Annotated in this window: 19 protein-coding genes and 3 tRNA genes; 14 read left to right on the top strand and 8 right to left on the bottom strand. The window is 65.8% G+C overall.

The annotated features are described in order from the left end of the window. Position 1 precedes the first annotated feature (1 nt). Together BES08_RS02560 and BES08_RS02565 are read right to left on the bottom strand one after the other, a co-directional pair. Positions 2–274, bottom strand: coding sequence for an FAD assembly factor SdhE (locus tag BES08_RS02560; RefSeq protein ID WP_036522735.1), 273 nt, complete (start codon positions 272–274; stop codon positions 2–4). A gap of 169 nt (positions 275–443) precedes the next feature. Then, positions 444–866 carry a baeRF12 domain-containing protein gene (locus tag BES08_RS02565; RefSeq protein ID WP_008832325.1) on the bottom strand — a complete coding sequence of 141 codons (423 nt, stop codon included), beginning with the start codon at positions 864–866 and terminating at the stop codon, positions 444–446. 258 nt (positions 867–1,124) lie between these two features. Between BES08_RS02565 and recG the strand changes: the two genes are divergently transcribed. Next, on the top strand, positions 1,125–3,182 hold the full coding sequence (recG, locus tag BES08_RS02570; protein ID WP_069707634.1) for an ATP-dependent DNA helicase RecG: 2,058 nt from the start codon (positions 1,125–1,127) through the stop codon (positions 3,180–3,182). 116 nt (positions 3,183–3,298) lie between these two features. Next, on the top strand, positions 3,299–4,072 hold the full coding sequence (locus BES08_RS02575; protein WP_008832327.1) for a FadR/GntR family transcriptional regulator: 774 nt from the start codon (positions 3,299–3,301) through the stop codon (positions 4,070–4,072). Positions 4,073–4,132: 60 nt separating this feature from the next. On the opposite strand, the gene BES08_RS02580 is transcribed toward BES08_RS02575, so the two are convergent. Continuing rightward, positions 4,133–4,209 (bottom strand) — tRNA-Pro (locus BES08_RS02580). Positions 4,210–4,388: 179 nt separating this feature from the next. Between BES08_RS02580 and thyA the strand changes: the two genes are divergently transcribed. The 5 genes from thyA (at position 4,389) to BES08_RS02605 (ending at position 9,759) form a co-directional block, all read left to right on the top strand. Continuing rightward, a complete protein-coding gene (gene thyA / locus BES08_RS02585; protein WP_069707635.1) occupies positions 4,389–5,345 on the top strand; it encodes a thymidylate synthase in 957 nt (318 codons plus the stop codon). Between the two features lie 104 nt (positions 5,346–5,449). Then, complete coding sequence (locus BES08_RS02590) at positions 5,450–6,760, top strand: 3-methyl-2-oxobutanoate dehydrogenase (2-methylpropanoyl-transferring) subunit alpha (RefSeq protein ID WP_069707636.1); 1,311 nt, start codon at positions 5,450–5,452, stop codon at positions 6,758–6,760. Continuing rightward, on the top strand, positions 6,757–7,809 hold the full coding sequence (locus BES08_RS02595; protein WP_197524419.1) for an alpha-ketoacid dehydrogenase subunit beta: 1,053 nt from the start codon (positions 6,757–6,759) through the stop codon (positions 7,807–7,809). Before BES08_RS02590 ends, BES08_RS02595 begins: the two co-directional genes overlap by 4 nt. A gap of 5 nt (positions 7,810–7,814) precedes the next feature. Continuing rightward, positions 7,815–9,170: a dihydrolipoamide acetyltransferase family protein gene (locus BES08_RS02600; protein WP_069707637.1), complete on the top strand. Its 1,356-nt coding sequence runs from the start codon at positions 7,815–7,817 to the stop codon at positions 9,168–9,170. A gap of 10 nt (positions 9,171–9,180) precedes the next feature. Beyond that, entirely contained in the window at positions 9,181–9,759 is a 579-nt protein-coding gene (locus tag BES08_RS02605; RefSeq protein WP_069707638.1) for a YdeI/OmpD-associated family protein, read from the top strand. 44 nt (positions 9,760–9,803) lie between these two features. Here BES08_RS02605 and BES08_RS02610 read toward each other — a convergent pair whose 3' ends face one another. After that, positions 9,804–10,265 (bottom strand): hypothetical protein, encoded by a 462-nt coding sequence (locus BES08_RS02610; RefSeq protein ID WP_069707639.1) that lies wholly within the window; start codon positions 10,263–10,265, stop codon positions 9,804–9,806. 178 nt (positions 10,266–10,443) lie between these two features. On the opposite strand from BES08_RS02610, the gene BES08_RS02615 reads away from it, so the two are divergent. Next, positions 10,444–10,520 (top strand) — tRNA-Asp (locus BES08_RS02615). Positions 10,521–10,584: 64 nt separating this feature from the next. Continuing rightward, a tRNA-Asp gene (locus tag BES08_RS02620) sits at positions 10,585–10,661 on the top strand. A 182-nt stretch (positions 10,662–10,843) separates the two neighbouring features. Here BES08_RS02620 and BES08_RS02625 read toward each other — a convergent pair. The 4 genes from BES08_RS02625 to BES08_RS32625 form a co-directional block, all read right to left on the bottom strand. Next, on the bottom strand, positions 10,844–11,083 hold the full coding sequence (locus BES08_RS02625; RefSeq protein ID WP_008829027.1) for a DUF2842 domain-containing protein: 240 nt from the start codon (positions 11,081–11,083) through the stop codon (positions 10,844–10,846). 12 nt (positions 11,084–11,095) lie between these two features. Continuing rightward, a complete protein-coding gene (locus BES08_RS02630) occupies positions 11,096–11,647 on the bottom strand; it encodes a 5-formyltetrahydrofolate cyclo-ligase (protein ID WP_231958141.1) in 552 nt (183 codons plus the stop codon). Positions 11,648–11,863: 216 nt separating this feature from the next. Next, positions 11,864–12,196, bottom strand: a complete 333-nt coding sequence (locus BES08_RS02635) for a cell division protein ZapA (protein WP_008829029.1) — start codon at positions 12,194–12,196, stop codon at positions 11,864–11,866. Then, entirely contained in the window at positions 12,196–12,504 is a 309-nt protein-coding gene (locus BES08_RS32625; protein ID WP_197524420.1) for a hypothetical protein, read from the bottom strand. The genes BES08_RS02635 and BES08_RS32625 overlap by 1 nt, the downstream gene beginning before the upstream one ends. Positions 12,505–12,685: 181 nt before the next feature. Between BES08_RS32625 and tkt the strand changes: the two genes are divergently transcribed. The 5 genes from tkt to BES08_RS02665 all read left to right on the top strand — a co-directional run bounded on the left by tkt (position 12,686) and on the right by BES08_RS02665 (position 18,633). After that, entirely contained in the window at positions 12,686–14,674 is a 1,989-nt protein-coding gene (gene tkt / locus BES08_RS02645) for a transketolase (protein WP_008829031.1), read from the top strand. Positions 14,675–14,702: 28 nt separating this feature from the next. Next, the gene (gene gap / locus BES08_RS02650; RefSeq protein ID WP_008829032.1) at positions 14,703–15,710 is read left to right on the top strand and encodes a type I glyceraldehyde-3-phosphate dehydrogenase; all 1,008 of its coding nucleotides are present in this window, start codon (positions 14,703–14,705) and stop codon (positions 15,708–15,710) included. A gap of 61 nt (positions 15,711–15,771) precedes the next feature. Then, positions 15,772–16,203 carry an MOSC domain-containing protein gene (locus BES08_RS02655; RefSeq protein ID WP_083274572.1) on the top strand — a complete coding sequence of 144 codons (432 nt, stop codon included), beginning with the start codon at positions 15,772–15,774 and terminating at the stop codon, positions 16,201–16,203. Further along, complete coding sequence (locus tag BES08_RS02660; RefSeq protein WP_069707643.1) at positions 16,200–17,399, top strand: phosphoglycerate kinase; 1,200 nt, start codon at positions 16,200–16,202, stop codon at positions 17,397–17,399. Before BES08_RS02655 ends, BES08_RS02660 begins: the two co-directional genes overlap by 4 nt. A 154-nt stretch (positions 17,400–17,553) precedes the next feature. Beyond that, the gene (locus BES08_RS02665) at positions 17,554–18,633 is read left to right on the top strand and encodes an acyltransferase family protein (protein WP_069707644.1); all 1,080 of its coding nucleotides are present in this window, start codon (positions 17,554–17,556) and stop codon (positions 18,631–18,633) included. The last annotated feature ends 71 nt before the right edge of the window (positions 18,634–18,704 follow it).

Genomic DNA, 18,704 nt, shown 5'->3' on the forward strand with positions numbered 1-18,704 from the left:
TTCAGTCTCTCGGAATCTCGACGTAATCGAGCTTCATCATCCTATCGATCATCGGCCCGCGATATTCCTCGGGCACGGACATCGTGCCGAGCGCCCAGCCCATGATATCGACATCTTCCTCTTCGATGATGGTCTCGAACAGGGTGATGTCCTCGTCCGACCATTCGGCATGGAAGCGGTCGAAGAAGCAGCCGATCATGTAGTCGGCCTCGCGGGTGCCGCGATGCCAGGCGCGGAACTTGAGGCGGGCGAGGCGGGGTGAAAGTTCGCTCATGCCCGCGCCGTTACAATGCGGTGTCAGGCTCGGCAACTCCTGTAGTGCGAAGCGGAGGGGGCTTCGACAGGCTCAGCCTGAGCGGAATAGGGAAGTTTATACTCACCTCCGCTCACCCTGAGCTTGTCGAAGGGTCAGGCACGGCCTGTCGAAGCCCCTCGATCAAAGATCAGCCATGCAGGATGCGGGTGATCTCCTGCGCGGGACGTCCGGCGAGGTTCTTGGGCACTTCGGCCACCAGCACGTCCTTGAGCTGCTTGTGATAATGCCTGCGCATCTCGCCCAGCGAGCGCGGGTCGGCAACGACCACCAGCTGGTCGATTTCACGCGAAAGCACCTGGCTGTTCAGCCATCCCGTTACCGCCGCGACGTGGGCGCTTTCATCGAGCGCGTCGTTGCTGCCGTCGCCGGTGCGGGCCTGATGACGTGTGGGGCCGTCGAGACGGCGGGCGCCAGCGCTGAAGTTGGTGGCCTCGAGTTCGGGTACGTCCATCGCCGCCAGTCGGGGTTCGGCTTCCGCCCCCGTGTTGCGATAGAGTTCGAAGTTCTCTCCGTCGACGATCGCGAACACGGTTCCGTTCGGCAAGAGCATGGGCTTCTCCTTCATTGTTACAGGGGAGCCAACCGCACGATGACGGACAAGGTTCCGCCCGCTCTGGCGAAACGGTCCCCACTCGCGTCGAGATTTATGAAAATCCGCGAATTGCGGATTTTGCGGCACCGGCCCACGCCCCCACCCGACCTCCCATTAAGTATACTTCCGTGGGAGGTCGGGTGGGGGCGTGGGCCGGTGCCGCGGTGAAAATGCGCTTTTGCGCATTTTCCAAGCAAGCCTTAAGAGGCGCTCGTCATGCGGCCTGAAGCTCTCAATTCCCTGTTCGTCGAAGTCGAGGCGCTCGAAGGCGTCGGTCCCAAGCTGCGCAAGCCGCTGGAAAAGCTGGGGCTTACCCGGATCAGGGATCTTGCGTATCACTTGCCCGACCGCTTCGTGGAACGGCGCGCGATCACCAACCTCGACGAGGCGGGCGTGGGCGAGAACGTCATCGTCGCGCTCACCGTGCGTGAATACCGCTCGCCCAGCGGGCGCGGCCCGTTCCGGGTGATCGCCGAGGACGCGGCGGGCAACATTTGCACCGTCACATACTTCGGCCGCGCGTCCTATACGGGCAAGAAGCAGCTGCCCATCGGCGAGACGCGCTGGGTGGCCGGGCGGATCGACCAGTACGGCCAGATGCTGCAGATCGTGCATCCCGAGCATGTGTCGGAGGATTCGTCCGCGCCGATCAGGCAATTGTGCGAGGCGGTCTATCCTCTGTCCGAAGGTCTGACGCAGGGCCGCGCCGCCTCGCTGGTGGCGCAGGCGCTGAAGGCGCTCCCCGAGCTTCCCGAATGGATCGAGCCCAGCCTCACCGCCAAGACCGGCTGGCCGCTCTGGCGCGAGGCGCTGACCGAGGCGCATCGCGGCGTCAACGGCCCCGCGCGCGACCGGCTGGCTTACGACGAACTCTTCGCCAACGCGCTGGCGCTGATGCTGGTGCGCGAAAGCAACCGCTCGCAGCGCGGCACGCCGCTGGTCGGCGATGGCTCGCTGCGGGCTAAGCTGAAGTTGCCGTTCGCGCTGACCGGGGCACAGGCCCGCTCGATCGGCGAGATCGAGGGCGATCTGGCGCAGCCTTCGCCGATGCTGCGGCTGCTGCAGGGCGACGTGGGATCGGGCAAGACCGTGGTGGCGCTGTCCTCGATGCTGATCGCGGTGGAGGCAGGCGCGCAGGCCGCGCTACTGGCGCCGACCGAAATCCTCGCTCGCCAGCATTACGAGACGCTGTCGCGTATGCTGCAGGGCACAGGCGTCGAGATCGCGCTGCTGACGGGGCGAGACAAGGGCAAGGCCCGCGAGGCGATCTTGATGGGCCTTTTGGGCGGCGCGATCCAGATCGTCGTCGGCACGCACGCGATCTTCCAGGACAGCGTCGCGTACAAGAACCTCGCGCTGGTGGTGATCGACGAGCAGCACCGCTTCGGCGTCGGCCAGCGGCTGATGCTGGCGCGCAAGGGCCGCCGCGCGCCGCATACCCTGGCGATGACCGCGACCCCGATCCCGCGCACGCTGACTCTGGCGCAGTACGGCGAGATGGAAGTCTCCAAACTCGACGAACTGCCGCCGGGCCGTCAGGCGATCGACACCCGCGTCGTCGCGGTGGAGCGCATGGACGACGTCGTCGGCGCCCTGACGCGCCACATCGAATCAGGTCAGCAGGCCTACTGGGTCTGCCCGATGGTCAACGAGAGCGAGACCGACGACCTTGCCGCCGCCGAGGCGCGTTATGCAGCGCTCAAGGAGCGCTTCGGCGATACCGTGGCACTGGTCCACGGCCAGCTGCGGCCCGAGGTCAAGGACGCGGCGATGGAGCGCTTCGCCCGGGGCGAGGCCAAGCTGCTGGTCGCGACCACGGTGATCGAGGTCGGAGTCGACGTGCCCAATTCCACGCTGATGGTGATCGAGCAGGCCGAGCGCTTCGGCCTTGCCCAGCTGCACCAACTGCGCGGGCGCGTCGGGCGCGGTTCGGGAAAGTCCACCTGCCTGCTGCTGCGCGGCAACCAGTTGTCCGAAACCGGCCGCCAGCGCCTCGCCCTGATGCGCGAGACGCAGGACGGCTTCCGGCTTGCCGAGGAGGATCTGCAACTGCGCGGCGGCGGCGAACTGCTCGGCACGCGCCAGTCTGGCGACACGCCGTTCCGCATCGCCAGCCTCGGACAGATCACCAAGCTGCTGCCGCTCGCCCACGACGACGCGCGGCTGCTGATCGAGCGCGACGGCGGCCTTGCCGGTCCGCGCGGCGAGGCGGCGCGGCTGCTGCTCTATCTGTTCGAGCGTGACTGGGGCGTGCAACTGCTGCGCTCGGGCTGAATTTGCGTCAGCAAACGCGGTTGACCTTGCAGGAACTCAGACTGTTCGCCGCGTCACTGGACTGGTAAGACCAGCCCTGAAAAGCCGAAAAATCGGTCAAACCGGGGGAGGGGCAATTGAAGGGACAACAGGCAGACGTCGAACACGTGGAGATGCAGCCACCTCGTCTCTATCGCAAGGTCGCGGCGCGGCTGATGCAAGAGGTACGCGAAGGCCGCTATCCAGTCGGTGCGCGAATGCCCGCCGAACGTGAGCTGGCCGTCACCATGGGTGTCAGTCGCCCGGTCGTGCGCGAGGCCTTGCTGGCGCTTGAAGTCATGGGCGTGGTCGAAGTGCGAATCGGCTCGGGCGCCTATGTGCTGCGGCAGCCGGATGAAGCGCCATCCTCACCTGCAGCCGACGTCACGCCGATGGAACTGGCGCAGGCGCGCCTCATCTTCGAGGGCGAGGCGGCTTCGCTCGCCGCGGCCAACATTACCGACGAGGACATTGCCGTGCTTCGACGCGCAATCGTCGAGATGGGCCGTCACGATGGCTCCTTCGAGGACTGGCAGGCGGCATTGACGGACTTTCACATGACCGTGGCCCGTGCAACCCACAACGTCGCGGTCGAGCGCGGCGTGCGCGACTTGTGGGAAATGCGCTCGCGCTCGCCCGAGTGCCGACGCATGCTGGAGGAGGCGCGCGCCCGCAACTATCGCTACAGCCTCGAGCAGCATGTGGAGATTGCCGCCGCACTCGAGGCGCGCGACCCGGTGCGGGCGCGGGCGGCGGTGCGGATGCATCTGGAAGGCTCGATCGAACACCTGCTTATGGCGATCGAGGAGCGCGCTGTCGCCGAAGCCCGGGCGCGGGTAGCGGAAATGCGATCCCGATACTTTTCGCGCTGAACAAAAAAAGGCCTGAAACGACGAACGGCGCGTCTTGCGACACGCCGTTCTCGTATAAAGTGGTCGGGGAAAGAGGATTCGAACCTCCGGCCCCTGCCTCCCGAAGACAGTGCTCTACCAGGCTGAGCTATTCCCCGACCGGAGGGGCAATCCGAAGACCGCCCCGGGCAGGAGGGCGCCTATATAGGGCACTTCCGGGGGTGGCAAGGGGCTTTTCGGCAAAAACTTCAACCTTGTGAAAATGGTGGCTGATTGCGCTGGGGAGCATCGCGCGCGGGTGCTTTCGTCGGCGCGCGCGGGCGGATAGTCTGATGCCATGACCACGACCGCGCTCCGCACCGCCGCCACCGCAACCCCGCACTGGGAATGGCAATACCTCGACCTCATGCGCCGCATTTGGGAGCAGGGCGACGAGCGGCTCGATCGCACGGGAGTGGGCACGCGCTCGGTTTTCGGTGCGACGATCCGGTTCGACCTTTCGGGCGGGGCGATGCCGCTGCTCACCACCAAGCGCGTCTACTGGAAGACCGCCACGCGCGAGATGCTGTGGTTCCTGACGGGCAACACCAATATCCGTCCGCTCTGCGCGCAGGGGGTGGAAATCTGGACCGACTGGCCGCTCGACCGCTACCGCCGCGAAACGGGCGAGGAGATCAGCCGCAAGGACTTCTCCGCGCGAATCGTGGCGGACGAGGTGTTTGCCGAGGCCTGGGGCGATCTCGGTCCGGTCTATGGCAAGCAGTGGGTGGACTGGGACACGTACGAGCCGGTCGGCGAGGGTCTGTTCCGGCGCGGTCCCGGCATCAACCAGGTGGCGCAGGTGGTCGAGAGCCTGCGGGGCAACCCTGGCAGCCGCCGCCATATCATCGAGGGATGGAACGTCGCCGAACTCGATTCGATGGCGCTGCCGCCTTGCCACAAGACCTATCAGTTCCATGTCGCGGACGGGCGGCTCTCGTGCCTGCTCTATCAGCGCAGCTGCGACCTCGGCCTCGGCTTCGCCTTCAACATGTGGTCGCTGGCACTGCTGACGCGGATGATGGCGCAGCAATGCAACCTTGAACCGGGTGAGGCCGTTTGGACCGGTGGTGATGTCCACTTGTACCTCAACCATGCGGCGCTGGTCGAAGAACAGCTCTCGCGCGAGCCGGAAGGCGAGGCGACGATGGCGATTCTCCGGCGTCCCGATTCGATCTTCGACTACCGGATCGAGGACTTCGAAGTCGCCGGATATGCCCCGCAGGCGCATATCGCCGCGCCGGTTGCGGTGTAATTGACATTACCAAGGTTTGAAATAATATGACTTAACCGTGGAATTTTGCTTCGCCTGTTGCGCGGCGGGTTCCGACGGCCCGACCTTGGCGGGAGAGCATTGAAATGGCCGAAAAAACGGCACCAGATACGGGAAGGGTGCGCGGGAATCTCCCGCCGCTGGAACTCTACGTACCCGAGCCACGCTACCGGCCCGGCGACGTCGTCGACTATTCGCACCTCCCGGTGCCGCCTGCAGGACAACTGGGGCGCCCGGACGAGAATTGCCCGGCCAGCGAAACCTGGCCGATGACCACCGACATGATTCGCGTCCTCGATGAAGAGGATCGCGCGGTCGGCCCCTGGAACCCGGGCCTCGATGCCGAGACGCTGCGGCGGATGCTGCGCACGATGGCACTGACCCGCGCCTTCGACGACCGCATGTATCGCGGGCAGCGGCAGGGCAAGACCAGCTTCTACATGAAGTGCACCGGCGAGGAGGCGATCTCGGTCGCCCATGCCCATGCGCTCGCGCATGACGACATGGTGTTCCCGACCTATCGCCAGCAGGGCATCCTGATCTCGCGCGGGTATCCGCTGGTGGAGATGGTCAACCAGATCTACTCCAACCGCGCGGACAAGCTGAAGGGCCGCCAGTTGCCGGTCATGTACTCGGCCAAGGATTACGGGTTCTTCTCCATCTCGGGCAACCTCGCCACGCAGTACCCGCAGGCGGTGGGCTGGGCGATGGCCAGCGCGATCAAGGGCGATACCCGCATCGCCACCGCCTTCGTCGGCGAGGGATCGAGCGCCGAGGGCGACTTCCACGCGGCGATGACGTTCGCGGCGGTCTACAACGCGCCGGTGGTGTTGAACGTCGTCAACAACCAGTGGGCGATCTCCAGCTTCTCGGGGTTTGCCGGGGCCGAGCGCACGACTTTCGCGGCGCGCGCGGCCGGCTACGGCATTGCCGGGCTGCGGGTGGACGGCAACGATGCGCTGGCGGTCTATGCCGCCTCGCGCTGGGCCGCTGACCGTGCCCGCGCCAATCAGGGGCCGACCCTGATCGAGCACTTCACGTACCGCGCCGAGGGGCACTCCACCTCCGACGATCCCAGCGCCTATCGCTCCGCGCAGGAGCGCGAGGAATGGCCGCTCGGCGATCCGATCATGCGCCTCAAGAAGCACCTCATCGCCCTTGGCGAGTGGTCGGAGGCGCAGCAGGAGGCGATGGATCGCGAACTGGTCGAGCAGGTGAAGGTGGCGACCAAGGAGGCCGAGAAGAACGGCGTCCTCGGCCACGGGCTGCACCATCCGTTCCACACCATGTTCGAGGACGTCTTCGAGGAACTGCCCTGGCACCTCGAGGAGCAGGCCGCGCAGGCCATCCGCGAGCGTGAGATCAAATGGCCCGAATGGAAGGGAGAAGGCGCATGACCGAAGAGAATGCGTTGAGCCTCCACGACGCGCCGACCCGCTCGATGAACATGATCGAGGCGATCAACGACGCGCTCGACATCATGATGGCCCGCGATCCCGACATCGTCATTCTGGGCGAGGACGTCGGCTATTTCGGCGGCGTGTTCCGCGCTACCGCCGGTCTGCAGAAGAGGTACGGCCGCAACCGCGTGTTCGATTCGCCGATCAACGAATGCGGGATCGTCGGCGCGGCGGTCGGCATGGCAGCTTACGGCCTGCGCCCGGTGCCGGAAATCCAGTTCGCGGACTACATCTATCCCGGCCTCGATCAGTTGGTCTCCGAGGCGGCGCGCATGCGCTATCGTTCGGCGGGCGAGTTCACTTCGCCGATCACCATCCGCTCGCCCTTCGGTGGTGGTATTTTCGGTGGCCAGACGCACAGCCAGAGCCCGGAGGCGATGTTCACGCACGTCGCGGGCCTCAAGACGGTGATCCCGGCGACCCCGCACGATGCCAAGGGCCTGCTGATCGCGGCGATCGAGGACAATGACCCGGTCATCTTCTTCGAGCCCAAGCGCATCTACAACGGCCCGTTCGACGGCTATTACGACAAGCCATCGCGGACGTGGAAGGGCCATCCCGGCAGTCTGGTGCCGGAGGGCTACTACAAGATCCCGCTCGGCAAAGCGCGCATCGTGCGCGAAGGGGCAGCGCTGACGGTGTTGTCCTACGGCACCATGGTTCACGTCGCCGAGGCGGTGCTGGCCGAGAAGGGCATCGATGCCGAGATCATCGACTTGCGCACGCTCGTCCCGCTCGACATGGCGACTGTGGAAAAGTCGGTGGAGAAGACCGGGAAATGCCTGGTGATACACGAGGCGACCCGCACCTCCGGCTTCGGCGCCGAACTGGTGACGCTGGTGCAGGAGCGCTGCTTCTATCACCTCGAAGCCCCCGTCGAGCGCGTGACCGGCTTCGACACGCCGTATCCGCACAGCCTCGAGTGGGCCTATTTCCCCGGTCCCGTCCGCATCGGCGAGGCGGTCGATCGGCTCATGAAGGAATAACTGGGATGGGACGCTATATTTTCCGCCTGCCCGACATCGGGGAAGGCATCGCCGAGGCCGAGATCGTCGCCTGGCACGTCAAGGTCGGCGACACCGTCGAGGAAGACGGCCGCCTTGCCGACATGATGACCGACAAGGCCACCGTCGAGATGGAAAGCCCGGTTTCGGGCAAGGTCGTCGAAGTGGCGGGCGAGGCGGGCGACGTGATCGCCATCGGCTCGCCGCTGGTGGTGATCGAGATCGAAGGCGCGGGGAACGAGGAGGGCGATCGTAAACAGAGCGCGCCTGCTCCGAAAGCCGAGGTGGTCGAGGAGCGGATCGAGGTCGAGACGCCGGATGCGGGCGATGTCGAGCGGGCAGTGGCCGGTGCTTCGACAAGCTCAGCACGAGCGGAGGTGGTTGCAGAACCGCTTCCGAACCCTACCCCCGCTCAGGCTGAGCCTGTCGAAGCCCGCGCGCCCACGCCCGCCGCAAAGCCCGCCCCTCACGCCAAGGTTCTCGCCAGCCCCGCCGTGCGCCAGCGTGCCCGTGATCTCGGCATCGACCTTGGCGAAGTGCGCCCCGCCGAAGATGGCCGCGTGCGCCATAGCGACCTCGACGCCTTCCTCTCCTACAACGCCAGCGGCGGCTTCCAGCCCGCAGGCGTGAAGGGCAAGGACGAGCAGGTCCGCGTCATCGGCCTGCGCCGCCGCATCGCGGAGAACATGGCCGCCTCCAAGCGCAACATCCCGCACTTCGCCTATGTCGAGGAGTACGATGTCACCGCGCTGGAGGAGACGCGCGCGCAGCTCAATGCCGGGCGCGGGGACAGGCCAAAGCTGACGATGCTGCCGTTCCTGATCACGGCGATCTGCAAGCTGCTGCCCACGTACCCGATGCTCAATGCGCACTACGACGACGAGGCGGGTGTGGTGACGCGCTACGGCTCGGTGCATCTGGGCATGGCGGCGCAGACGCCCGGCGGCCTGATGGTCCCGGTGATCCGCGATGCGCAGGACCACAATCTGTGGCAGCTGGCGGCGGAGATCACCCGCCTTGCCAACGCGGCGCGCGATGGCTCGGCGAAGTCGTCGGAGCTTTCGGGCTCGACGATCACCCTGACGTCGCTTGGTCCGATGGGCGGGGTGGCGACCACGCCTGTCATCAACCGCCCCGAAGTCGCCATCATCGGCCCCAACCGCATCGTCGAGCGTCCGATGTTCGTGAAGGGCGCCGACGGCATCGAGCGCATCGAGAAGCGCAAGCTCATGAATATCTCGATGAGCTGCGATCACCGTGTGGTAGATGGCTGGGATGCGGCGAGCTTCGCGCAGGACCTCAGGAAACTGATCGAGGCCCCGGCGCTGATCCTCGCAGGGTAGGAGAGGGCAGATGGGCAGGGATCCGCGCGTAGACGAGTATATCGCCAAAGCTGCGGATTTCGCCCGCCCGATCCTCGAACATCTGCGTGAACTGGCTCACCGCGCGCTCCACGATGCCGAAGAGGCGATCAAGTGGGGGATGCCGCACTTCCTCGTGAACGCAAAGAACGTTGCCGGCATGGCGGCGTTCAAGGCGCACTGTACTTTCGTCATTCACGGGGATGGTCGGCAGGGCGATGCGATGGGCCAACTCGGGCGCATCACCGCGATTGCCGACCTGCCGGACGAAGCCGAGCTTGTACGGAAGCTGCAGGCTGCGCGTGGGCGGGTGCAAGCTAAAGGCACGGCGGTAAATCAGGCCCGCAAGCCCAAGCCCGAAATCGCCATGCCGGATGACTTCGCGGCGGCGCTGGACGGGGTTCCTGCGGCAAGGACGCATTACGATGCGTTCTCGCCTGCGGCGCGGCGCGACTATCTCGAATGGATCACCGAGGCGAAGACCGCCGCGACGCGCGAGAAGCGCATGGCTCAGGCGGTTGAGTGGATCGCCGAGGGTAAGAAGCGGAACTGGAAATACGAAAAGTGCTGACGTCGTCCCGGATCAAGTCCGGGACGACGGTTCGATCGTCGCCTTTACCGCACCACGCCCGCATAAGCGATGCGTCCCTGACCGAGCGCCGCGTAGCTGGCGGGGATGCGCCAGCGCACATGCGTGACGTCCTCGGGCGTCGCCTGGCGTCCGTCGACGCGCATCGCCTCCAGACGGCCCCACGAGCGGCCGCCATCGACCGACACTTCCTGCATGTCGCTGGCGCTGCGCTGGTAGGCGAGACGGGCGGGCAGGGGGTTGGTCAGGACGAAGCCGCCGGTGCCGCGCATGCGCCGCCACGTCACTACGGTCACGACCCGGTCCCCGCGTGTGAGCATGCTGGCAGGTTCCAGCCTGCGCCCGTTGAGCGCATCGACACGTTCCACGAAGACGGCGCTGTCGGTGGCGACTGCGCTGGTGCTGCGGGCCTCGGCGGAAAGAGTGCTGCCGGTGAAGGCGGCGGCCGTCAGGGATAGCGTGCAGAGGATGCGCTTGGCTGTAATCACGGGCGATTCTCCCCCGGCCGCCCAGCGCGGCCCCGGTGCAAGACTGCGTCGCCACTCGCGAAAATAAGGTTAATTTCCACTGTCGCCGAAAAAATGAAAAAGCCTTCCGCAAAGCCGTTGACAGCCCTGCGAGGCTGGCCTAGTGGCGGCGCTCCCAAGCGGACGCAACCGCAAGAACGCGGGTGTAGCTCAGTTGGTTAGAGTGCCGGCCTGTCACGCCGGAGGTCGCGGGTTCGAGCCCCGTCACTCGCGCCACTTGGGAAAAATGCTGGTAATCCAGTGACTTGAGGTAGTCTAAAAACCTCACATACATTGCTGCGCGGGTGTAGCTCAGTTGGTTAGAGTGCCGGCCTGTCACGCCGGAGGTCGCGGGTTCGAGCCCCGTCACTCGCGCCACTTCTTATGAAGTGGTTCCAGCAGCGATCGAATGAAGAGGCCGGGCTCACGCTCGGCCTTTTTCGTTTCTGGATATATTCCGGCCGTTCCCACCCTTCGTCATTGCGAGCGTAGCGAAGCAATCCAGGGCGGTTTGCGCGGCTCTGGATTGCTTCGCTACGCTCGCAATGACGGCGGCGGGATCAGTTGGCTTTGGTCGTAACCGGAGCGCTCCAGCGCCCGGTTTCCATCCAGATCAGGAAACGCTTGAGCGGCAGCAGCCACACTACGCCCAACACAATGTACACCGGCGTCTGGGCGAGGGCATTCCACTCACCGATCAGCGCGGGCACGTAGCTGGCGATGAGCATGGCATAGAGCCCCAGCGCGACGACCAGCAGGAGCACCCCGAAGGGGATTCGCCAGGTCGGTGTTTCGCGCATGTCAGGTCCTCTTTATATGCTATATATCCGCGTCGGCGTGACCACGGCGGCGAGCGGCCGGTCGTGGGCTTCGACGGGCAGTTCCTCGGCCAACTGGCAGTCCCATGCAAGCCCGATCGCAGTGGCCTGCGGATGGGCCGCCAGCCAGCGGTCGTAATGCCCGCCGCCCTGGCCGAGGCGATGCCCTTCGGCAGTGAACGCCACCAGCGGCACGATCACGACATTCGGCACTGCGTTTTCGCTCTCGGCCGGCGGCTGGAGGGCCCGCCACGGTCCCGTTTCGAGGCTTTGGTCGTCCCACGGGTTGTCCCAGACGCGAAACTCCATGGCGGCTTCACGCGCCGGGAAAAAGGGCAGGGCGATCCGGCGGCCGTTCTCCGACAGCCAGCGCGCCCAGCCCAGCGACGGCGCTTCGGAACCTGCCGGATGATAGAGCCCGATGGTCGCATCTTCAGGGATGAGCGCGAGGATCGGCGCAGGCGGCCGGTTGAGAATCAGCGCGCGCAGCCCCTGCGGCAGGGCCTCGACATGCTCGGCCCGCGCCTGCCGGAAGCGCTTGCGCAAGGCAGCCTTCTCATCCGCGAGAAGAAGGGCCTGAGAATGTATGGGGGGTGACGGGTCCACCATGGGTCGTTTCCTAGAAATCCTCTGACGCCTCGACGTCAGGTGGGGACCATGTGTTCCGGACCAGGATCCGGGCAGGGACAGCCCCCAATGGATTGCTTATAGCCTCAGGGATGTTCGAACGGCACGTGCCGGGCAGATCCCGTCGCTCTCTATCTAGGCGCTTGCGGCTTCAGTCTCAAGGAGGTCGGCAAGATTTTCGACGCGAGAGGCGATGCGCGCCAATCTTTCCGCGAATTGCGCGGGGATTGCCGGGACTTCGATCGGCAGGACCGCCTGCGGTTCGGGACGAGAGCGCAGTTCGTGCAATTCGTCCGCCATCATCAGTGCGGCGAAGAGGAGCATCCGCGTCTCGGTCTGCCCGACCGCGCCCGATGCCGTGGCCTTCGAATCGATCAGCCGGGCGAGGCGCAGGATATGCGCTTCCTCTCCGTCCGCGCAGGCGAGCATGAATTCGCGCCCGCCGATCCCGAGCGTCACGTTGCCCATCAGGCGTCCTCCGCCTGTACGCGCTGGGCGAGAAGTGCGTCGAGCCCCGACAGCGACTGGCTGATGCTCGCCTTGAGGTCCTCATGGCGACGGCGCAAGTCCGCGCCCTTGGCAATGCATGTGGGGGCCGCGTTCTCTATCCGCGTTAATGCGGCCTCGATGCGGTCGAGCGCAAGCAGGGACATGGAGCGCGTGGATGCGCTTTCCTCGGTGGCCGCGCCGATCGCCCGGCCCTTGAGCGGGTTTTCCATGGCCAAGCGCTGCGCCGGTTGTGGCGGCCGGGCAAGCAGTTGGCGCGGGTTGTTCACAATCTTGTCACTTGTCTGCGCTTGAATAGTGCGGAAGATACGATGGGCTGCAGGACAATATCCGATCTGCGCGTGAAGAGGGTGAAATCGGGCGGTGAACTTGACGGGAGGCGACCTCTGCCTAAAGGGGGTCGCGAAATTCGAATCGTCCCGCATTTTTGCGCGTACCCGGAGTAATCCCATGACCCTCGCTTCCGACCGTCTTGCGCCGATGGCCAACGCCATCCGGGCGCTTTCGATGGATGCGGTTCAGGCGGCGAACAGCGGCCACCCCGGCATGCCGATGGGCATGGCCGACGTCGCCACGGTGCTTTTCGCCAAGTTCCTCAAGTTCGACCCCTCGGCGCCCAAGTGGGCCGACCGCGACCGCTTCGTGCTGTCGGCGGGCCATGGCTCGATGCTGGTCTACTCGCTGCTGCACCTGACCGGCTACGCCAGCCCGACGCTGGAGGACATCAAGAACTTCCGCCAGCTCGGTTCGGTCTGCGCCGGTCACCCCGAGAACTTTCTGATCGAAGGCATCGAATGCACCACCGGGCCGCTGGGCCAGGGCGTTGCGATGGCCGTGGGCATGGCGATGGCCGAGCGCCACCTCGCCGCGACGTTCGGCGACGACCTCGTCGATCACAACACCTGGGTCATTGCCGGTGACGGCTGCCTCATGGAAGGCGTCAACCACGAGGCGATCGGCCTTGCCGGCACGCTCAAGCTGGGCCGTCTCAAGGTGCTGTGGGACGACAACAAGATCACCATCGACGGTGACGCCTCGCTCTCGACCTCGGAAGACATTCCGGCACGCTACCGCGCTTCGGGCTGGGACGTGTTCGAGTGCGACGGCCACGACTTCGCCGATATCGAGCGCGCGCTGGGCCAGGCTGCCGCTTCGGACAAGCCCACGCTGGTCGCCTGTCGCACCCTGATCGGCAAGGGTTCGCCCAACAAGCAGGGCGGCCACGACGTCCACGGCTCGCCGCTGGGCGATGCCGAGATCGCCGCAACCCGCGAGAACATCGGCTGGGCCCACGCTCCGTTCGAGATCCCGGCCGAGATCCTCGCCGACTGGCGGTCGCTGGGCGAAAAGGGCGCGAAGCTGCGCGCCGAGTGGGACGCCCGCCTTGCCGCTTCGGACAAGGGCGCCGAGCTGACCCGCCGCATGAACGGCGAACTGCCCTCGGGCGAGGAAGCCGCGAAGACTTTCGCAGGCTGGCTGGAGAGCGAAACCACCGTCGCGACCCGCAAGGCGTCGGAGAACGTGCTCAACGTCCTCGCGCCGCTGGTGCCCGAGATGGTCGGGGGCTCCGCCGACCTCACCGGTTCGAACAACACCAAGGCGAAGTGCCAGTCGGCGTTCTCGGCCAAGGACTACGCCGGCCGCTACGTTTACTACGGCATCCGTGAATTCGGCATGTCGGCGGCGATGAACGGCATGGCGCTGCATGGCGGCGTGATCCCCTACGGCGGCACCTTCCTGATCTTCTCCGACTATGCGCGCAACGCGATCCGCATGTCGGCGCTGCAGCAGACCCGCGTGATCTACGTGCTGACGCACGATTCGATCGGCCTTGGCGAAGATGGCCCGACTCACCAGCCGGTAGAGACGGTCATGTCGCTCCGCCTGATCCCGAACCTCTACGTGTTCCGCCCGGCCGACGTGATCGAGACCGCCGAGTGCTGGCAGATCGCACTGGAAAGCGCCGAGACGCCTTCGGTCCTCGCGCTGACCCGCCAGAACCTGCCGCAGCTGCGCACTTCGGGCGAAATGCTCTCTGCCCGCGGCGCCTACACGCTGCGCCGCGCCGAGGGTGACCGCAAGGTGATCCTGATCGCCACCGGTTCGGAAGTCGAACTGGCCGTGAAGGTGCAGGGCGCACTGCAGGCCCAGGGCATCGGCGCAGACGTCGTCTCGATGCCGTGCATGGAACTGTTCGAGGCGCAGGACGCGGCGTACAAGCACGAAGTCTTGCCGAACGACCCGTCGATCCTGCGCGTCTCGATCGAGGCGGGCGTGACACACGGCTGGGAGCGCTTCACCGCATTCAGCCGCAATGGCGGCCTCAACATCGGCCTCGACCGCTTCGGCGCCTCGGCCCCGGCCAAGGTCCTGTTCGAGCGCTTCGGCTTCACCGTCGATGCGATCGTGCCGCAGGTTCTGGAAAAGCTCAGCAGCTAAGAATACCACCTAAGAGGAGATTAGGATTATGGCGACCAAGGTTGCGATCAACGGTTTCGGACGTATCGGGCGCAATGTCGCCCGCGCCATTCTCGAGCGTACCGACCATGACCTCGAGCTGGTGTCGATCAACGACCTCGCCAGCGCCAAGGCCAATGCCCTCCTCTTCAAGCGCGACAGCGTCCACGGCGCATTTGCGGGCACCGTCGAAGTCGACGGCGACGACCTCATCATCAACGGCAAGCGCATCAAGGTGACCGCCGAGCGCGATCCCGCGAACCTGCCGCATGCCGCCAACGGCGTCGACATCGCGCTGGAATGCACCGGCTTCTTCACCGACAAGGCCTCGGCCTCGAAGCACATCGAAGCCGGCGCCAAGCGCGTGCTGATCTCGGCGCCTGCCAAGAACGTCGACCTCACCGTCGTCTACGGCGTGAACCATGACGCGCTCACCGCCGAGCACACCGTCGTGTCGAACGCTTCGTGCACCACCAACTGCCTGGCGCCCTTCGCCAAGGTCCTGCACGAGAAGATCGGTATCGAGCGCGGTCTGATGACCACGATCCACTCGTACACCAACGACCAGAAGATCCTCGACCAGATCCACTCCGACCCGCGCCGCGCCCGTGCCGCCGCGATGAACATGATCCCGACCAGCACCGGCGCCGCCGTTGCCGTCGGCCTCGTGCTCCCGGACCTCAAGGGCAAGCTCGACGGTTCGTCGATCCGCGTGCCGACCCCGAACGTCTCGGTCGTCGACCTGACCTTCGTGCCGAGCCGCGACACCACCACCGAGGAAGTCAACGCGCTGCTCAAGGCCGCTGCGGAAGGCGAACTCAAGGGCGTGCTCGGCTACACCGAGGAGCCGCTGGTCTCGATCGACTTCAACCACGATTCGCACTCGTCCACCATCGACAGCCTCGAAACCTCGGTTCTCGAAGGCAAGCTGGTGCGCGTTCTTTCGTGGTACGACAACGAGTGGGGCTTCTCCAACCGCATGGTCGACACGGCCGGCGTGATGGGCGGCCTGCTCTGAGACCTTGATGCGGACGGGCCGCCTTATCGGTATCGCGCGAAGGCAACGCCCTCGCGCGCCGATGGAGGAACTGCGGTCCGTCGCCGTAACTGCCGCCGCGGGAGTCCATGGGGACTTTCGCGGCGCGGTGCGTCCGGGCAAGCGGCCGCACCGGCAGGTCTCCCTGATGGAGATCGAAAGCTGGCGGGCGGCGCTGGGCGAACTTGAAATCTGCGGCGGCCTGTTCGGTTTCGAAGAGCCGCCATGGCATGCGCGGCGGGCGAACCTGCTGGTCGAAGGACTGCGTTTCCCGAGAGAAACCGGCTATGTCCTGGCGATCGGCAATACCCTGCGCATAGCAGTCACGATGGAATGCGATCCGTGCAGCCGCATGGAGGAAGTGGCACAGGGCCTCAAGGGCGCGCTCCTGCCGGACTGGCGGGGCGGTGTGCTGGGCACGGTGCTTGACGACGGCGATATCGCCCTGGGCGACGAGATAAGGATCGAGAGATGACGGCATTCAAGACCCTTGATGACCTTGGTGATGTGACCGGCAAGGTCGCGCTGGTGCGCGTGGACCTCAACCTGCCGATGCAGGACGGCGCCGTTACCGACGACACCCGCATCCGCGCCGCCGCCCCGACGGTTCTGGAACTCGCCGAGAAGGGCGCCAAGGTCCTCCTCCTCGCCCACTTCGGTCGCCCCAAGGGCGAGCGCGTGCCGAGCCAGTCGCTCTCGATGGTGGTCGGCGCGGTCGAGAAGACGCTGGGCAAGGAAGTGATGTTCGTGCCCGAGATCGCGGGCGACATCGTGAAGCAGGCCGTCGGCATCCTGCGCGCCGGCGACATCGCCATCCTCGAGAACACCCGCTTCTGGAAGGGCGAGGAAAAGAACGACCCCGAACTCGCCGCCGCGATCGCCGCGAATGCGGACTTCTACGTGAACGACGCCTTCTCCGCCGCGCACCGCGCGCATGCCACCACCGAAGGTCTCGCCAAGGTGCTGCCCGCTTACGCCGGTCGCTCGATGCAGGCTGAACTGGAAGCGCTTGAAAAGGCGCTCGGCACGCCCGAGAAGCCGGTCGCGGCGGTCGTCGGCGGGGCCAAGGTTTCGTCCAAGCTCGACGTGCTCAAGCACCTCGTCCGCCAAGTCGATCACCTCATCATCGGTGGCGGCATGGCGAACACCTTCCTCGCCGCCAAGGGCGTGGACGTGGGCAAGTCGCTTTGCGAGCATGACCTGACCGATACCGCGAACGAAATCCTCGCCACGGCGGACGCCTCGGGCTGCACCGTCCACCTGCCGTACGACGTGGTCGTGTCGAAGGAATTCGCGGCCAACCCGCCGTCGCTGCGCATCTGCAACGTCCATGAAGTCGCGGCCGACGAGATGATCCTCGATGCCGGTCCGAACGCGGCGGAAACGCTGGGCGACGTGCTCAAGAACTGCCGCACGCTGGTGTGGAACGGCCCGCTCGGCGCGTTCGAGATGGAGCCGTTCGACGCCGCCACCGTGGCGCTGGCGAAGACCGCCGCCGCGCTGACGGCGGACGGCTCGCTGGTCTCGGTGGCGGGCGGCGGCGATACCGTGGCGGCGCTCAACCATGCGGGCGTGGCGAAGGACTTCTCGTACATCTCGACGGCGGGCGGTGCTTTCCTCGAATGGATGGAAGGCAAGGTGCTGCCCGGCGTCGCGGCGCTGGAGGCCTGAGTTCATCGTCGTCCCGGACTCGCTCCGGGACCGGTGGTTGTCTTTAGGTAATTGCTGGCCGGGGCACGCCGCATCGCGAGGTGGGCTGTTCTCGGCCAGCGGTCCCGGATCAAGTCCGGGACGACGGGGGATTTTTCGAGACGATGGCCTGCGCATGACCGCCAGTGACCGACCCGCACCGCCCTGGCACGGCCGGTACGTCACGCTCGACGGCATGCGCGGCATCGCGGCGCTTGCCGTGGCGCTGTTCCACTACAACATCTCGCAGGCCCCGCACGGCTATGTCGCGGTGGACTTCTTCTTCGCGCTGTCGGGCTTCGTGCTGTGCCGCACCTACCTGCCGCGCTGGCGCAGCGGGCTGACGACCTGGCAGTTCATGAAGCAGCGCGTGGTGCGGCTCTATCCGCTGTTCCTGGCGGGGATCGTCGTGACCACGCTCTCGGCGATCTCGAACCACTGGACGGGCAAAGGCGACCTCTACAGCTACGCCAAGATCGCCAAGTCGCTGCCGCCCAACCTGCTGATGCTGCCGTCGCCCTTCACCAACACGCTGTTCCCGATGAACGTGCCGGCGTGGTCGCTGTTCTTCGAACTCGTCGCCAGCCTCGGCCTCGCGCTGGTGCTGTTCCGCCTGCCGCGCATCGGCCAGCTTGCCGTGGCGATCGCCGCCGCCTGCTTCTTCGTGCCCGCAGTGCTGGCACGCGAGGGTGGCAATCTTGGCCCGTTGTGGAGCCAGATGGGCACGACGATGCTGCGCACGACGATGTCGTTCACCGCAGGCGTGCTGATCGCCGGGCTACCCGTGAAAGAGGTCCGCCATCCCGGCTGGCTCGGCGTTTTCTGCCTCATCGCCATTCTCGCGATGTTGGTCGCCGATCCGGCGTTCATTCCCAAGGGCTGGTACGACGTCACTTGCGCCGTGCTCGTCTCGCCGCTGCTGGTCTGGCTGGGCTCGCGCGGCGAACCTTCGCGCGTGCTGATGCCCGTGGCGTGGTTCCTCGGTGAGGTGTCCTATGCGGTCTACGCCGTGCACTGGGCGCTGATGGAGCCGCTGCGCTACTTCAAGGACGATCTCGGCTGGAACGAGGTGCTGATGGGCGCGGTCTACCTTGCCGCCTGCGTCGGGCTCGGCTGGCTTTGCGTGCGCTTCGTGGACATTCCGCTGCGCCGGCGCCTGAACGTCATGCTGCACGCGAGGGCGCGGCACGTGCCGCCGCGCGCTATACCGAATTGACCCCCTAATGACAGATGCCGCAGTTGCGAACAGAGGGAGCGCAGCGTAGGCTTTATTTCAAGTTGCCGAAC

The sequence above is a fragment of the Novosphingobium resinovorum genome (assembly GCF_001742225.1).
GTDB lineage: Bacteria > Pseudomonadota > Alphaproteobacteria > Sphingomonadales > Sphingomonadaceae > Novosphingobium > Novosphingobium resinovorum_A.

Bases quoted from the DNA above. Each gene is read 5' to 3' on its own strand.
- BES08_RS02560 (WP_036522735.1), bottom strand. From the start codon at position 274: ATGAGCGAACTTTCACCCCGCCTCGCCCGCCTCAAGTTCCGCGCCTGG.
- BES08_RS02565 (WP_008832325.1), bottom strand. From the start codon at position 866: ATGCTCTTGCCGAACGGAACCGTGTTCGCGATCGTCGACGGAGAGAAC.
- recG (WP_069707634.1), top strand. From the start codon at position 1,125: ATGCGGCCTGAAGCTCTCAATTCCCTGTTCGTCGAAGTCGAGGCGCTC.
- thyA (WP_069707635.1), top strand. From the start codon at position 4,389: ATGACCACGACCGCGCTCCGCACCGCCGCCACCGCAACCCCGCACTGG.
- BES08_RS02590 (WP_069707636.1), top strand. From the start codon at position 5,450: ATGGCCGAAAAAACGGCACCAGATACGGGAAGGGTGCGCGGGAATCTC.
- BES08_RS02595 (WP_197524419.1), top strand. From the start codon at position 6,757: ATGACCGAAGAGAATGCGTTGAGCCTCCACGACGCGCCGACCCGCTCG.
- BES08_RS02600 (WP_069707637.1), top strand. From the start codon at position 7,815: ATGGGACGCTATATTTTCCGCCTGCCCGACATCGGGGAAGGCATCGCC.
- BES08_RS02605 (WP_069707638.1), top strand. From the start codon at position 9,181: ATGGGCAGGGATCCGCGCGTAGACGAGTATATCGCCAAAGCTGCGGAT.
- BES08_RS02625 (WP_008829027.1), bottom strand. From the start codon at position 11,083: ATGCGCGAAACACCGACCTGGCGAATCCCCTTCGGGGTGCTCCTGCTG.
- BES08_RS02635 (WP_008829029.1), bottom strand. From the start codon at position 12,196: ATGGGCAACGTGACGCTCGGGATCGGCGGGCGCGAATTCATGCTCGCC.
- tkt (WP_008829031.1), top strand. From the start codon at position 12,686: ATGACCCTCGCTTCCGACCGTCTTGCGCCGATGGCCAACGCCATCCGG.
- gap (WP_008829032.1), top strand. From the start codon at position 14,703: ATGGCGACCAAGGTTGCGATCAACGGTTTCGGACGTATCGGGCGCAAT.
- BES08_RS02655 (WP_083274572.1), top strand. From the start codon at position 15,772: ATGGAGGAACTGCGGTCCGTCGCCGTAACTGCCGCCGCGGGAGTCCAT.
- BES08_RS02660 (WP_069707643.1), top strand. From the start codon at position 16,200: ATGACGGCATTCAAGACCCTTGATGACCTTGGTGATGTGACCGGCAAG.
- BES08_RS02665 (WP_069707644.1), top strand. From the start codon at position 17,554: ATGACCGCCAGTGACCGACCCGCACCGCCCTGGCACGGCCGGTACGTC.